The following is a 14020-nucleotide window of genomic DNA, read 5'->3' as shown; positions in this document are numbered from 1 at the left end:
TCCTTGGATTGAGGTGGCGCAAGGGTAAAGCGAGAGGGCAGACGGGGGAAGTATTGCGAACCGGCCACCCTGGAGGTGGCCGGTGGCTGTTAGTTACTAACCGGGCTCAGGCGCAGCAGATGGATGCGGCGGCTGTCGGCGTTGAGTACGCGAAAGCGGAATTCGCCGATCTGGGTGACTTCGTTGCGCTTGGGCAGGTGGCCGAAAGCGCTCATTACCAGGCCGCCGACGGTGTCGAATTCGTCGTTAGAGAATTCGCTATCAAAGGCTTCGTTGAAGCTTTCAATCGGCGTCAGCGCCTTGATCAGGAAGTCGCCGGAGGGCAGCGGTTTGACGTAGCTGTCTTCTTCCACGTCGTGTTCGTCTTCAATATCGCCGACGATCTGCTCCAGCACGTCCTCGATGGTTACCAGACCGGCAACGCCGCCGTACTCGTCGATCACCACGGCCATGTGGTTGTGGTTAGCGCGGAACTCGCGCAGCAAAACGTTGAGGCGCTTGGACTCGGGCACGAAGGTGGCCGGGCGCAGCAGGTCCTTGATATTGAAGTTGGGTTGTTCGCCCGAGAGAATCAGCGGCAGCAGGTCCTTGGCCAGGAGGATGCCGACCACATCGTCGAGGCTTTCGCCTACCACGGGATAGCGCGAGTGCGCGGCTTCGATGATCGAGGGTAGGAATTCCTTGGGCGTCTGGTTGGCCTTGATGCTCATCATCTGTGAGCGCGGCACCATAATGTCGCGAACCTGCAGGTCGGCGACCTGAATTGCACCTTCGACGATGGCCAGTGCTTCGCTGTCGAGCAGCTTGTTCTGATGCGCTTCGCGCAGCACTTCCAGCAATTCCTTGCGGTTTTTCGGCTCATGAGCAAAAGCCTGGGTAAGTCTGTTAAACCAGGACTTCTGCTCGTTGCTCGATCGGTCTTCGCTCATGGTGGTTACTCAGGAACCTTTCTTAATTTCTGTGGGTGGTAGAGGGACATTATTCGTGGTCGGCGTAAGGGTCGGAATGCCCCAGCTCAGCCAGCAATTCTCGTTCCAGCGCTTCCATCTCTTCGGCTTCCTCATCGTCGATGTGGTCGTAGCCGAGCAGGTGCAGGCAACCGTGGATCACCAGGTGTGCCCAATGCGCTTCACTGGTTTTGTGTTGTTCGCGGGCTTCGCGCTCAACCACGGGCACGCAGATCACCAGGTCGCCGAGCAGCGGGATATCCAATAATTCGTCCGGTACATCGGCGGGGAATGACAGCACATTGGTGGCGTAGTCTTTGTGCCGCCAGGTGTGATTGAGCTCGCGGCCTTCGGCTTCATCGACCAAGCGGATGGTCAGTTCTGAGTCTGCCGTGCGCTGGCGCAGGGCAAGTTCGCACCAGGCGCGAAACTGCGCTTCGCTCGGTAGTTTGCTGGCGTCACTGACAAGTTGCAGGTCGAGTTCAAGCATTGTCGTCTTGCTCGTCGACAAGCTTGCCGTGCATGCGGTTGTCGTAGCGCTCGTAGGCTTCGACGATGCGTTGCACCAGCGGGTGGCGGACCACGTCCTTGGGCTTGAAGTGGGTAAAGCTGATGCCCGGCACATCACGCAACACGTCGATCACGTGGGTCAGGCCGCTTTTGGTGCCGCGCGGCAGATCGACCTGGGTGATGTCGCCGGTAATCACCGCGGTCGAGCCGAAGCCGATGCGGGTGAGGAACATCTTCATCTGTTCCAGGGTGGTGTTCTGGCTTTCGTCGAGGATGATAAAGCTGTTGTTCAGCGTGCGGCCGCGCATATAGGCCAGCGGCGCGACTTCAATCACCTGTTTCTCGATCAGCTTGGCCACCTGCTCAAAGCCGAGCATCTCGTACAGCGCGTCGTAGAGCGGGCGCAGGTAGGGGTCAATCTTCTGCGACAGGTCGCCAGGCAGGAAGCCGAGCTTCTCACCCGCTTCCACCGCCGGACGTACCAGCAGGATGCGGCGAATCTGCTCGCGCTCCAGGGCATCCACGGCGCAGGCCACGGCCAGATACGTTTTGCCAGTACCGGCCGGGCCGACGCCGAAGTTGATGTCATGGTCGAGGATGGCTTTGACGTAGCGCTGCTGATTAGCGCCGCGCGGGCGAATCATGCCTTTGCGGGTACGCAGGGCGACGCTGACTTCGACGGTCGGGTTGCTCATTTCCTCGATGCCGGACTCCTGCAGAAACAGGTGCACCAGATCGGGCGACAGTTCGGTGTTTTCGGCTTCGCGGTATAGGCGGCGCAGCAACTGTTCGGCGGCGCGGGTTTGGCCTGCGGTGCCGACCAGTTCGAACTGGTTGCCGCGGTTGCGAATTTCGATGGCCAGGCGCTGCTCAATCAGGCGCAGGTGCTCATCAAATTGGCCGCACAGGTTAGCGAAGCGGCGAGCCTCGAAGGGTTCAAGGATAAAACGGAGTGGCTCTATGGATGTGTTCAAGGTCGTGTGATGGCCGCCAGTCGGCTGGGGTAGTGAACGAAGAATAGCGCTAGCGGCCGCGAGGGGGAAGCTCGGGCCGCCAGCAACCTGTTGCAGTGCCGTTCGTGATTGGTGGATGGCGCCTCCCCCATCCACCAATCACGCAGCCATGGTGGATGTAAAAAACGACATCCACCCTACAGCAGCGTGCCGCGCAGCGAGTTGGGCATGGCTTCGTCGATATACACGTCGACGAACTGGCCGATCAGGCGCGGGTTGTCAGAGCGGAAGTTGACCACCCGGTTGCTCTCGGTGCGGCCCTGGAGCATACCGGGGTCCTTCTTCGAGTAGTCGTTGACCAGGATGCGCTGCACGGTGCCCGCCATTCGTCGGCTGTTCTCAAAACCCTGCTGGGTAATGCGGTGTTGCAGCAGTGCCAGACGCTGTTTTTTCAACTCCATCGGGGTGTCGTCGGGCAGGTCAGCCGCCGGGGTGCCAGGGCGCGAGCTGTAGACGAAGGAGTAGCAGAAGTCGAAACCGACATCCTCGACCAGCTTCATGGTCTGCTCGAAGTCCTTCTCGGTTTCACCGGGGAAGCCGACGATAAAGTCCGAGCTGATCAGGATGTCCGGCACGGCGGCGCGCAGCTTGCGGATGCGCGACTTGTATTCCAGTGCAGTGTGGTTGCGCTTCATCGCTGCGAGAATGCGGTCGGAGCCCGATTGCACTGGCAGGTGCAGGTACTTCACCAGCTCGGGGATCTCGGCGTGGGCCTGGATCAGCGCATCGGAGAATTCCAGTGGATGGCTGGTGGTGTAGCGAATTCGGTCGATACCGTCGATGGCCGCTACGGCGTAGAGCAGCTCGGCGAAGTCGGCAATCTGCCCATTCTGGGTCGCGCCACGGTAGCCGTTGACGTTCTGCCCGAGCAGAGTGATCTCACGCACGCCGTGTTCGGCCAGGTGGATGATTTCACCCAGCACATCGGCCATGGGCCGGCTGACTTCTTCGCCACGGGTGTACGGCACGACGCAGAAGGTGCAGTATTTGCTGCAGCCTTCCATCACCGACACATAGGCGCTGGGGCCATCGACGCGTGGTTCGGGCAGGCGGTCGAATTTTTCGATCTCGGGGAAGCTGATGTCGACCTGGGCGATCTTGGTGCTGCGCGCGGCGTCGATCATTTCCGGCAGGCGGTGCAGGGTCTGCGGGCCAAAGACCACGTCGACGTAGGGCGCACGATCACGAATCGCCGCGCCTTCCTGGCTGGCCACACAGCCGCCGACGCCGATCACCAGATCCGGGTTGGCAATTTTCAGCTTTTGCCAACGGCCGAGTTGCGAGAACACCTTGTCCTGGGCTTTTTCACGGATCGAGCAGGTGTTGAGCAGGATGATGTCAGCGTCTGCCGCCTTCTCGGTGACTTCCAGGGCTTGATGTTCGCCCAGCAGGTCGATCATGCGCGAGCTGTCGTACTCGTTCATCTGGCAACCGTGGGTTTCGATATAAAGCTTCTTGGTCATGCGCGCTCAAAAAGGGTGATTCGAAGAACCGCGCATTATAGGGAGCTAGTGCCAGGGTTCCTAGGGTCTGCTGTCGCTTCGTCGCGAGCCGCGTTGCCGCGAAAAATCTCGCCAGGCTAGGCGGAGGACGCAGGTAATGGTTGTTCCCTTGCCAAGTCCTCCAACACCGCGTGGCGAGATTTTGCGCGTAACCCGAAGGGCCGGGCCTGTTTTAGCGCGATGCTGCGTTTTTCGACACTCATTTGGAACAACCAAACTTCGTGTCTCGTGCCTTGCCTCGCGCTAAAACAGGCTCCGGCGCGGCCGCGAACGAAGCGGCAACAGACCCTGGCGTTGGCTGCTAGGCGGCTATGCTATGATCCGCGCCCTTTCAATTAACCCCTCGGTACGAACTGCATAACCATGAGCAAGCGCGAACCCATCTACAAGGTGATTTTCCTCAACCAGGGTCAGGTGTACGAGATGTACGCCAAGCAGATCTTTCAAAGCGATCTGTGGGGCTTTCTGGAAGTGGAGGAGTTCGTCTTCGGCGAGCGCACCCAGGTGGTCGTCGACCCCAGCGAGGAAAAGCTCAAGGCGCAGTTCGACGGTGTGGTGCGCAGCTTTATCCCCATGCACGCGATCATCCGCATCGACGAAGTCGAGCGCCTGGGCACGCCGAAGATCAGCGAAGCCAAGGGCGGTGGCAATGTTATGCCGTTCCCCATGCCGATGCCTGATAAGTAAGCGTTTCGTCTGGTATGTGGGCGTAGGGTGGATGTCGCTTTTTACATCCACCAGCAGGTTGTCAGGGCGGTATGTCGTTTAAGGCCAACCTACGGCAGCGGCGCGAACGGCGAGGTAAGGGTATCGGCGTTCTGCAACTCCAGCAGGTAGTTGCGGAAGATCTGCCCGAGCACCTGGCTGGCGATTTCCAGTTCATTGCGCGGCATCTGTGCGGCGATCAGGTCGGCGCTGTCCATGGCTTCGTCCGAGCCGTTCACCGCTGCCATCTTCAGCACGATATAAGCCTGCACCGTATTCGCCGGCACGCCTTCGCCGCGGAAGAACATCATGCCCAGGCGGTACTGCGATTGCGCATGGCCTTGCAGTGAGGCCTGCTCGAACCATTTCAGCGCCTGGTCTAGATCGCGCTCGACACGTTTGCCGTCGTAATAGAATTCGCCCAGCTCGAACTCCGCCTGCAGGTCACCATTGAGCGCAGCCTGCTCGCAGGCCTCAAGGGCGGCGGGCAGTTCTTCGGCGGCGGTGTTGAGTGAGCAGCTGCCAAGCGCGGGGATCAGCAAAGAGTTGCCGCTCGCCGAGGCGAGCAGTGGCAGCAGGAGCAACAGGCAGCCCAGGGACAGGGTGCGGCCGGTGCGTTTCATGAAAATCCGTTTACCTCGGGATGCACAACAGGCGATGTGCCTGGCCGCCGTAACGCGACAGCCATCGCATTATGAAATAAGCAGCGGCGTTCTTACAAAGTCTTTACCGGGTTTTCTTCCGTGTGGCCACGTTTTGCGCTGCCGGGTAGGCTCAGCAGCAGCCACGCCAGCAGCGGATAGGCCGGTGTCAGCAGCGCGTGGAACAGATCAACTCGGCGTAACGAGCCGATAAATCCCTGGGTGCCGACAGCCAGGCCGGCCAGCAGAAACAGCCCGACCACCGCGACGGCAGCTGCAAGGGGCGCACGCTTAGGCCACTGCACGGCGCCGGCGTAGAGGATCAGCAGCAGGGTCGCTAGATTGAGCAGCAGGCGGTAATCCTCCAGCTGATTCATCTGCCGGAACAGCTCGAAGAAGGCGCACAGCCCCAGCAGAATGCGCCCCCAGTTGGCGCGGCTCCATTGCCAGCCGCTGCCCAAAGCCAAGGCGGCGGCGCCGAGTAGCGGCAGGCCGAGAAAGCTGCTGGCCTGGCTTAACCATAGGTGTGCGGCCTGAGCGCCAGGATCGATGCCGAAGCGGATCACGCCGACGGCAGCCGCTGCGGCCGGCAGGAGAAACCCCAGCAGGGCGCAGAACAGCGCCGGTTGGTCAGCCTCACCATAGTGCTTGCGGGCTTTGCCGATAGCGATTGCGCAGGCCAGACAGGCCAAGGCCAGCACGCCATCGGAGAGTGCCGTGCTGTACTGCATCAGGCGTTCTTCAGCTCGGCAAAGGCACGCTCGGCGGCGTCCAGGGTGATTGCAAGCTCGGCATCGCCGTGGGCGATGGAGGTGAAGCCTGCCTCGAAGGCGCTTGGTGCCAGGTACACGCCGCCAGCGAGCATCAGGTGGAAGAAGCGTTTGAAGCGCTCGGCATCGCTGGCCATCACATCATCAAAGGTGACGATATCGTCGGCACCGCTGAAGTACAGGCCGAACATACCGCCCGCCTGGGTGGTGACGAACGGGATGCCAGCCGCATCGGCGCGGTCTTGCAAACCCTGGAGCATGCGGCTGGTATAGTCGGTCAGTTCGGCGTGAAAGCCAGGACGTTTGATCAGGCGCAAAGTAGTCAGGCCGGCGGCCATGGCCAGCGGGTTACCCGACAGGGTGCCGGCCTGGTACACCGGGCCGAGCGGGGCGATGCAATGCATGATTTCGCGCTTGCCGCCGAAGCAGCCGACCGGCATGCCGCCACCGATGATCTTGCCGAAGGTGGTCAGGTCCGGGGTGACGCCGTAATGGGCCTGGGCACCGCCGAGGGCGACGCGGAAGCCGGTCATCACTTCGTCGAAAATCAGCACCACGCCGTGTTTGTCGCACTGCTCGCGCAGACCCTGCAGGTAACCGGGGGCCGGCGGCACGCAGTTCATATTGCCGGCCACCGGCTCGACGATGATGCAGGCGACGGTCGAACCGACTTCACTGAGCATCTGCTCGACGGCGGCCAGGTCGTTGAAGGGCAGGGTCAGGGTGTGTTTGGCAAAATCCGCCGGTACCCCAGCGGAGCTCGGCACGCCCTGGGTCAAAAGGCCGGAGCCGGCTTTCACCAGCAGGCTGTCGGAGTGGCCGTGGTAGCAGCCTTCGAATTTGATGATGTTGTCGCGGCCGGTGTAACCACGGGCCAGGCGGATGGCGCTCATGGTCGCCTCGGTGCCGGAGCTGACCATGCGCACCATTTCCATGGACGGCACCAGGCTGCACACCAGGTCGGCCATCTCGGTTTCCATGGCGGTCGGCGCGCCATAGGACAGGCCATGTTGCAGCTGGTTGCGCACCGCGCCGAGCACGTCCGGGTGGCTGTGGCCGAGGATCATCGGGCCCCAGGAGCCGACGTAATCCACGTAGCGCTTGTCGTCTTCATCGGTGACGTAGGCGCCTTCTGCATGCTTGAAGAACAGCGGTGTGCCGCCGACGCTTTTGAAAGCGCGGACCGGCGAGTTGACGCCACCTGGGATGTGCTTCTGCGCGTCGGCAAAGAGGGTTTCGGAACGGGACATGGTCGGGGCCTCTCAAGCAGGGGGTTGGGGCGAGCCGTGCCGCCCCTTAATAACGTTAGTTAGATGTGAACAGGGCGCTAAAGGCGCGGGCGCGGCGCTCGACTTCAGCAGCCGAGTCGGCGCCAAACAGGCCGTGCACCACGGCAACCATGCTGGCGCCGTGGGCAATCAGCTCGGGGGCGTTATCCAGAGTCACGCCGCCAATGGCAACAATCGGCAGGTTGACCTTGGCTTTCGCCGCAGCCAGCAACTCGACATTGGCAGTCGGTGCGCCAGGTTTTGTATTGGAGTTGAAGAAGCGGCCGAAGGCGACATAGCTGGCGCCTTCCTTGGCAGCGGCTTCAGCAAGCTCAAGCTGGGCGTGGCAAGTGCCGCCGATAATCGCCTTACGCCCAAGCAAGGCGCGGGCGACGGATAGCGAGCCGTCGGTTTGCCCTAGGTGCAGGCCGACGCCTAAACGAGCAGCCAGTTCGGCGTCGTCATTGATGATCAGTGCAGCGCCGTAACGGTTGCACAGCTCGCGCAGGGCCTCGGCTTCACGTAGGCGCCGCGCTTCGTCGCTGGATTTGTCGCGGTATTGCAGCAATGTCGCGCCACCCTTGAGTGCAGCCTCGACGTAGGGCAGCAGTCTGCCTTTGAGCAATTCGCTATCGGTGATGGCATACAGACCACGCAGTTTCATCGCAAACGCTCCATCAAGAGAGGTCTAGCGGCAGGCGGCGCGGAATGTACTGGCCATGACCAGGCTGTTCGGCATCGCGCAGGGTGCGCCAGGTGTAATCGAGGGCAAATTGCACGGCGCTGACCAGCTCCTGCCCCAATGCCAGGCGACCAGCCAAGGTGCTGGCCAGGGTGCAGCCGGAACCGTGGTAGCTGCCAGGCAGGCGCTGGCAGGTAAAGGTGTGGCGGCTGCCGTCGCGGCTATAGAGGCGGTTGTGCACTTCGTGCTCATCGCCATGGCCGCCGGTGATCAGCAGGTGCTGGATATAGGGCAGCAGTTTTTCTGCGCACTCATCGGCGCTGCCGTCCGGCAATTCGGCGAGGATGCGCGCCTCCGGCAGATTCGGCGTGGCGATGGTCGAGGCGGCGAACAGCCGTTCGCGCATGGCATAGCCGACTTCATCCTTGCCCAGCGCGCCGCCGCCGCCGGCACGCAGCACCGGGTCGCAGATCAGCGGAATACCTGGGAGGCGTTGCATGATTTCCAGTACGGTTTCGACCATCTCGACCGAGCCGAGCATGCCCAACTTTACGGCTTCGACCGGCAGGTCATTGATCACCGCATTGGCCTGGGCCAAGACCCAGTCGCGGTCGAGCACGCGGAAGTCGGAAACGTTGACGGTGTCCTGCACGGTCAGCGCGGTCACGGTAGGGGCGGCGTGACAGCCTTGGGCGAGCAGGGCTTCGATATCGGCTTGCAGGCCGGCACCACCACTGGGGTCATGACCGGACAGGCACAGCACTACGGGGCGAGAGGTAGGCGTTTTCATGGTGCGCGAGCTTACCACCAAACCACGGCTTGCAGACCCCGCAACGCCAGGAAAGCCAGCTGGGCGGACGATCTGTCGCATGTCGACACCGGGCTGTTGCCTCAACCTACGAAGGGCAAAAATCTCAATACAGTTCAGGTTTTTCCTGGGGCTCTGGCGCAAGGGCCTATGCTAGAGTGCCAGCATCCAAATACACCGCTGCTAGCAACGCTACCTAGGCGTTGCCGGCTTACTCTGGCTGAGTTGCATGCACTACATCCTTCTCTGTTTCTTCATGCTGGTGCCAGGGTTGGCCGGGGCATTGGTTTTTGACGAAAACACCCGCAGCCTGCCGCTCGGCAAGGCCATGTCGGTGTTTGAGGATGTGCGTGGCGATGCCAGCATTGAAGACATCACCTCGCCGGCCCTGCAAGCCAGTTTCCGTCAGCATGACAAGGGTGTACTGAACGCCGGTTATTCGCGTTCGGTGTTCTGGTTGCGCCTGGATCTGGAATACCGCCCGCAGCAGGCCACAGGCGCACGGCCCTGGTTGCTGGAACTGGCCTATCCGCCGCTCGATCATGTGCAGCTGTATCTGCCTGATGCGCAGGGGCGCTACCAGATGAGCCAGCACACCGGCGATGCCTTGCCGTTCTCCAGTCGTGAGATCAAACAGCACAACTATGTATTCGAGTTGAAGCTGCCGCCGGCGCAGCAGCAAAGCGTCTATTTGCGCCTGGAAAGCCAGGGCTCGATTCAGGTACCGCTAACCCTTTGGGCGCCCAACGCCTATCTGGAAGATCAGCCTGCACGCATCTATGTGCTGGGCATCATCTATGGCGTGTTGCTGGTGATGCTGATCTACAACCTGTTTATCTTCCTCAGCGTGCGCGACACCAGCTACCTGTATTACATCCTCTATATCGCCTCGTTCGGCTTTTATCAGCTGTCGGTCAACGGTGCGGCCATCGAGTATTTCTGGCCTAACAGCCCTTGGTGGGCGAACGCCGCCACGCCGTTTCTGATTGGCGCGGCGGCGTTGTTTGGTTGCCAGTTTGCCCGCAGTTTTCTGCATACCGTCGAGCACAGCCCCTGGGTCGATCGTGCACTGTTGCTGATGATGGCTTCCGGTGTACTGGTGATGACCTTGGCGCTGACGGCCAGCTATGGCCTGTCGCTGCGTCTGGCCACCTACTTGGCGCTGGGCTTTACCGTGGTGATTTTCAGCGCCGGCATCCTCGCCTGGATGCGTGGCATGCGCGTGGCGCGTTATTTCATCATCGCCTGGACAGCCTTTCTCGCCGGCGGAATGATCAACACGCTGATGGTGTTGGGCTACCTGCCGAATATGTTCCTCACCATGTACGCCAGCCAGATCGGCTCAGCGCTGGAAGTAGGCCTGCTTTCGCTTGCGCTGGCCGACCGCATCAACGCGATGAAGGAAGAACGCACGCGGATTCTGCAAGAAGCCGGGCTCAAGCTGGAGGCGTTCAACCTGGAACTGGCCAACAGCAACCGCCTCAAGGATGAATTCCTCGCCACCGTCACCCACGAACTGCGCACGCCGATGAACGGGGTGATCGGTTCGCTGGAGCTGATGCAGATGCTCGAAATCGACGGCGAACTGGCGCACTACCAGCGCACGGCCGCCAGCTCCGCCCGCGACATGATGCGCATGGTCAATGACATTCTCGCCCTCACCGAGCTGCAGGCCGGGCGTCTGTACCCGCGTCGTGAGCCGTTCAGCCTGCGCGGTCTGTTCGATGGCCTGCGTGCGCAGTACGCGCCGCGCGCTGAAGAAAAGGGCCTGCGCTTTGTTCTGGAGCTGGACGACACTCTGCCCGACACCCTGGAGGGCGACGCCAGCAAGCTGGTGCAGAGTCTCAGCTGTCTGCTGGATAACGCCATAAAGTTCACCCTGCATGGCGAGGTGCGTGTGCGCATCAGTCGCGGCGGCACGGCCAGCGATATCCTGCCGCTGCGCATCGAGGTGATCGACACCGGCATCGGTTTCGCGACACCGGCCGACGGCAAGCTCTATCAGCGCTTCCAGCAGCTGGATGGTTCGATGACCCGCGAATACGGCGGCCTGGGCATTGGCCTGGCGATCTGCCGACAACTGGTCGACCTGCTCGGCGGCGACCTCAGCCATGAGTCCCAGCTGGGGCAGGGCAGCTGTTTCCGCCTGGAACTGCCGCTGGCCTTGCCGGTGCAGATGACCACTCCAGCCGCAGTGGTGCTGCGTGCCACCGGCCCGGCATTGCGCGCGCCTGAGCAGTGCACGGTATTGATCGTCGAGGACAACGCGATCAACCAACTGGTAACCCGCGGCATGTTGCTCAAGCTCGGATATCAGGTGCGTACCGCCGACAACGGTGCCGAAGCGCTGGAAGTGCTGCGCAGCGAGACCGTCGACGCGGTGCTGCTGGATTGCCAGATGCCGGTAATGGACGGTTTCGCCACCTGCCGCGCGCTGCGCAATCTGCCCGGCTGTCAGCTGCTGCCGGTACTGGCGATTACCGCCCACAGCCACAGCGGCGACCGCGAGCGCTGCCTGGCCGCAGGCATGAGCGACTACCTGGCCAAACCGGTGAAGTTCGAGCAGCTGCGCAATCTTTTGCATGACTGGGTGCTCTGCCGCGAGTCCTGATCTTACGATCTGCTGCGCTCACCCTACGGGCCAGTCGTAGGCTGTTCCTTCGCTGCGCTGCGTTTCTCGCCGCTTTGACCAGCCGAAGGCTGTTACTACGTAGCGCCTTGTATGGCTCTAGCTCGCGAGATCGTAAATTTATTGTTGAGTTGTATACGCCAGCAGCTGGCCAATATGCCCGCTGTTGTGCCCGGAATCGCCCTTTAGCCAAACTCTGAATCCTGATTCACTTAAGCGATAGTGAATCAGGATTCAGACCATGGCCTATCGCACCACTGCACTGCGCATCGACCGCGACCAGGCGCTGCGTGAGCGCATCATCAGCGCCGCTCTGGCGCGGGTTGCCGAGGGCGGTTTTGCCGCCTTGACCATGCAGGCATTGGCCGAGGATGTGGGGATTGCCACCGGTAGCCTGTACCGTCATTTCAGCAGTAAGGGCAGCCTGGCGGCCGAGGTGTTTGCCGTGGCCAGCCAGCGTGAGGTCGATGCGTTGGCTGCTACCGTGCGGGGCACTGGCAGTCCAGTGCAGCGTCTGGGCGCAGGGCTTGAGCGCTTTGCCGCGCGGGCCTGGGACAGTCGCCGTTTGGCCTTCGCCCTGATCGCCGAGCCGGTCGATCCGGAAGTCGACGAGCAGCGCCTGTTCTACCGCGAAGCCTATGCCGATCTGTTCGTCGAATTGCTGCAGGAGGGCGTCGACCAAGGCGTGTTCCATGTGCAGCAGATCAACCTGGTCGCAGCCTGCCTGGTCGGCGCCATTGCCGAAGCCCTGGTCGGGCCGTTGTCGCCGCCTGCGCGTGCCGCCCGTGAAGCCGGATACCCCGCCCCCAGCCTGGCTGAAGTCAGCCAGGCCTTGGTCACCTTTTGCCTGCGCGCCGTGGGCGCCAAATTTCCTGAAGAGGAGCCTCAGCCATGAATGCCAGCCAACACGCCGAAACCCATGAAGTGTTCAACCAGGTGCCGCCGCTGGATGGCGCCAACCTGTACCGCGTTGACCTGCCGCTGCAGGAGTGGACCAAGCGTTTCGGCGGCGGCTGGGCCGAGCAGCGCCTGGATGTATATGGCGGCCTGGCGGGCGGCGAGCTGATGGCCGCAGGCTTTCTCGCCAACGAAAACAAACCGGTGTTCAAGAGCCATGACCGCTACGGTCACCGTGCCGATCTGGTGGAGTTTCACCCGGCTTATCACCAACTGATGAGTGCGGCCATTGAACACGGCCTGCCGTCCATGCCCTGGACCGATCCGCGCGCGGGCGCCCAGGTGGCGCGCGCCGCCATGAGTTACCTGCACAGCCAGGCCGAGGCCGGTAGCGGTTGCCCGCTGACCATGACCTTCGCCAGCGTGCCGGCGCTCAAGCTGCAGGCCGATGTGGCCGAGAAGTGGCTACCGAAAATCCTCTCGACTCAATACGACCCGCGCAACCTGCCGATCGAGCAGAAAACCGGCGCGACCATCGGCATGGCCATGACCGAGAAGCAGGGCGGCACCGATGTGCGCGCCAACACCACCCGCGCTTATCCAGTCGGCCTTGGCGGCCCGGGCCAGGTCTACGAGTTGGTCGGCCACAAGTGGTTCTGCTCGGCGCCGATGTGCGATGCCTTCCTGACCCTGGCGTACACCACCAAGGGCCTGACCTGCTTTCTGCTGCCGCGCCACCGCCCGGACGGCATGCGCAACGAGTTCTATATCCAGCGCCTGAAGAACAAGCTGGGCAACTGGTCGAACGCCTCCAGCGAGGTGGAGTTCCGCGGCGCCCTGGCCTGGATGGTTGGCGAAGAGGGCCGTGGCGTGCCGACCATTATCGAGATGGTCGCGTTGACCCGCTTCGATTGCATGATCGGCTCCAGCGCCCTGATGCGTCAGGCCCTGACTCAGGCCGCGCATCACTGCGCCCATCGCCAGGTTGGCGGGCGCGCACTGAGCGAACAGCCGCTGATGCAGAACGTGTTGGCCGATCTTGCCCTGGAAAGCGAGGCGGCCTTGGCGCTGACCATGCGCATGGGCAAGGCGCTGGATAACGCCCATGACGAGCAGGAAGACAAGTTCGCCCGCCTGGTCACCGCCGTGGGCAAGTATTGGATCTGCAAACGCGCGCCGGCGATGATCAACGAGGCCGCCGAATGCATGGGCGGTGCCGGTTATGTCGAGGACACCATCCTGCCAAGGCTGTACCGCGAAGCGCCGGTCAACTCGACCTGGGAAGGCTCGGGCAACGTGCAGTGCCTAGACGTGCTGCGCGCCTTGTCCAAGGAGCCGGGCGTGCTTGATGCGCTGTTTACCGAACTGGGCGACGGCCATGGCGATGCGTGGCTGAAAGCGCATATCACGCAACTGCAGGCGGATTTTCGCGACACCGCCGATATCCAATACCGCGCCCGTCAGCTCACCGAAGATGTGGCGCTGGCGCTGCAGGCCAAGCTGCTGCTGGAAGCCGGTAATGCGCCGGTGTCCGATGCCTTTATCGTCAGCCGTCTGGGCGGGCAGGGCGGTCGGGTTTACGGTACCTTGCCGCGTGGCGTGGATGTCGAAGCGCTGGTGGCGCGCAGTACGCCGCACCTGATCTGAG

General features: G+C 62.1%; 13 protein-coding genes. 4 read left to right on the top strand and 9 right to left on the bottom strand.

Features of this window, described 5'->3' with window-relative positions:
- Positions 1-89: 89 nt before the first annotated feature.
- The 4 genes from AACX99_RS18300 to miaB form a co-directional block, all read right to left on the bottom strand.
- Positions 90-929: an HlyC/CorC family transporter gene (locus AACX99_RS18300; protein ID WP_339413860.1), complete on the bottom strand. Its 840-nt coding sequence runs from the start codon at positions 927-929 to the stop codon at positions 90-92.
- A gap of 49 nt (positions 930-978) precedes the next feature.
- Entirely contained in the window at positions 979-1437 is a 459-nt protein-coding gene (gene ybeY, locus AACX99_RS18295; protein WP_339413859.1) for an rRNA maturation RNase YbeY, read from the bottom strand.
- Positions 1430-2431, bottom strand: a complete 1002-nt coding sequence (locus tag AACX99_RS18290) for a PhoH family protein (protein WP_339413857.1) — start codon at positions 2429-2431, stop codon at positions 1430-1432. Before AACX99_RS18290 ends, ybeY begins: the two co-directional genes overlap by 8 nt.
- 176 nt (positions 2432-2607) lie before the next feature.
- Complete coding sequence (gene miaB / locus AACX99_RS18285) at positions 2608-3933, bottom strand: tRNA (N6-isopentenyl adenosine(37)-C2)-methylthiotransferase MiaB (protein ID WP_339413856.1); 1326 nt, start codon at positions 3931-3933, stop codon at positions 2608-2610.
- Positions 3934-4335: 402 nt separating this feature from the next.
- On the opposite strand from miaB, the gene AACX99_RS18280 reads away from it, so the two are divergent.
- Positions 4336-4659, top strand: a complete 324-nt coding sequence (locus tag AACX99_RS18280; RefSeq protein ID WP_090249225.1) for a DUF1820 family protein — start codon at positions 4336-4338, stop codon at positions 4657-4659.
- An 89-nt stretch (positions 4660-4748) separates the two neighbouring features.
- Here the strand turns inward: AACX99_RS18280 and AACX99_RS18275 are convergent, their stop codons facing one another.
- The 5 genes from AACX99_RS18275 to AACX99_RS18255 all read right to left on the bottom strand — a co-directional run bounded on the left by AACX99_RS18275 (position 4749) and on the right by AACX99_RS18255 (position 8828).
- Positions 4749-5300 carry a tetratricopeptide repeat protein gene (locus AACX99_RS18275; RefSeq protein ID WP_339413855.1) on the bottom strand — a complete coding sequence of 184 codons (552 nt, stop codon included), beginning with the start codon at positions 5298-5300 and terminating at the stop codon, positions 4749-4751.
- 92 nt (positions 5301-5392) lie between these two features.
- Positions 5393-6049: a hypothetical protein gene (locus tag AACX99_RS18270; protein ID WP_339413854.1), complete on the bottom strand. Its 657-nt coding sequence runs from the start codon at positions 6047-6049 to the stop codon at positions 5393-5395.
- Entirely contained in the window at positions 6049-7338 is a 1290-nt protein-coding gene (gene hemL / locus AACX99_RS18265; RefSeq protein ID WP_339413853.1) for a glutamate-1-semialdehyde 2,1-aminomutase, read from the bottom strand. Before hemL ends, AACX99_RS18270 begins: the two co-directional genes overlap by 1 nt.
- 55 nt (positions 7339-7393) lie before the next feature.
- The gene (thiE, locus tag AACX99_RS18260; RefSeq protein ID WP_339413852.1) at positions 7394-8020 is read right to left on the bottom strand and encodes a thiamine phosphate synthase; all 627 of its coding nucleotides are present in this window, start codon (positions 8018-8020) and stop codon (positions 7394-7396) included.
- A 13-nt stretch (positions 8021-8033) separates the two neighbouring features.
- Positions 8034-8828, bottom strand: coding sequence for a hydroxymethylpyrimidine/phosphomethylpyrimidine kinase (locus AACX99_RS18255; RefSeq protein ID WP_339413851.1), 795 nt, complete (start codon positions 8826-8828; stop codon positions 8034-8036).
- Positions 8829-9075: 247 nt separating this feature from the next.
- Between AACX99_RS18255 and AACX99_RS18250 the strand changes: the two genes are divergently transcribed.
- From AACX99_RS18250 to AACX99_RS18240, 3 genes are all read left to right on the top strand, one after another.
- Positions 9076-11457, top strand: coding sequence for a hybrid sensor histidine kinase/response regulator (locus tag AACX99_RS18250; RefSeq protein ID WP_339413850.1), 2382 nt, complete (start codon positions 9076-9078; stop codon positions 11455-11457).
- 259 nt (positions 11458-11716) lie between these two features.
- Positions 11717-12370: a TetR/AcrR family transcriptional regulator gene (locus tag AACX99_RS18245; protein ID WP_339413849.1), complete on the top strand. Its 654-nt coding sequence runs from the start codon at positions 11717-11719 to the stop codon at positions 12368-12370.
- Positions 12367-14019 carry an acyl-CoA dehydrogenase family protein gene (locus AACX99_RS18240; RefSeq protein ID WP_339413848.1) on the top strand — a complete coding sequence of 551 codons (1653 nt, stop codon included), beginning with the start codon at positions 12367-12369 and terminating at the stop codon, positions 14017-14019. The genes AACX99_RS18245 and AACX99_RS18240 overlap by 4 nt, the downstream gene beginning before the upstream one ends.
- Position 14020: the final 1 nt, after the last annotated feature.

Origin of the sequence: Pseudomonas sp. EA_35y_Pfl2_R5, assembly GCF_963970805.1 — a bacterium.
Taxonomy (GTDB): domain Bacteria; phylum Pseudomonadota; class Gammaproteobacteria; order Pseudomonadales; family Pseudomonadaceae; genus Aquipseudomonas.
The sequence above is the reverse complement of the archived record's forward strand: the minus strand, read 5'-3'. Positions and strand labels throughout refer to the sequence as shown.

Bases quoted from the DNA above. Each gene is read 5' to 3' on its own strand.
- AACX99_RS18300 (WP_339413860.1), bottom strand. From the start codon at position 929: ATGAGCGAAGACCGATCGAGCAACGAGCAGAAGTCCTGGTTTAACAGA.
- ybeY (WP_339413859.1), bottom strand. From the start codon at position 1,437: ATGCTTGAACTCGACCTGCAACTTGTCAGTGACGCCAGCAAACTACCG.
- miaB (WP_339413856.1), bottom strand. From the start codon at position 3,933: ATGACCAAGAAGCTTTATATCGAAACCCACGGTTGCCAGATGAACGAG.
- AACX99_RS18280 (WP_090249225.1), top strand. From the start codon at position 4,336: ATGAGCAAGCGCGAACCCATCTACAAGGTGATTTTCCTCAACCAGGGT.
- AACX99_RS18275 (WP_339413855.1), bottom strand. From the start codon at position 5,300: ATGAAACGCACCGGCCGCACCCTGTCCCTGGGCTGCCTGTTGCTCCTG.
- AACX99_RS18270 (WP_339413854.1), bottom strand. From the start codon at position 6,049: ATGCAGTACAGCACGGCACTCTCCGATGGCGTGCTGGCCTTGGCCTGT.
- hemL (WP_339413853.1), bottom strand. From the start codon at position 7,338: ATGTCCCGTTCCGAAACCCTCTTTGCCGACGCGCAGAAGCACATCCCA.
- thiE (WP_339413852.1), bottom strand. From the start codon at position 8,020: ATGAAACTGCGTGGTCTGTATGCCATCACCGATAGCGAATTGCTCAAA.
- AACX99_RS18255 (WP_339413851.1), bottom strand. From the start codon at position 8,828: ATGAAAACGCCTACCTCTCGCCCCGTAGTGCTGTGCCTGTCCGGTCAT.
- AACX99_RS18250 (WP_339413850.1), top strand. From the start codon at position 9,076: ATGCACTACATCCTTCTCTGTTTCTTCATGCTGGTGCCAGGGTTGGCC.
- AACX99_RS18245 (WP_339413849.1), top strand. From the start codon at position 11,717: ATGGCCTATCGCACCACTGCACTGCGCATCGACCGCGACCAGGCGCTG.
- AACX99_RS18240 (WP_339413848.1), top strand. From the start codon at position 12,367: ATGAATGCCAGCCAACACGCCGAAACCCATGAAGTGTTCAACCAGGTG.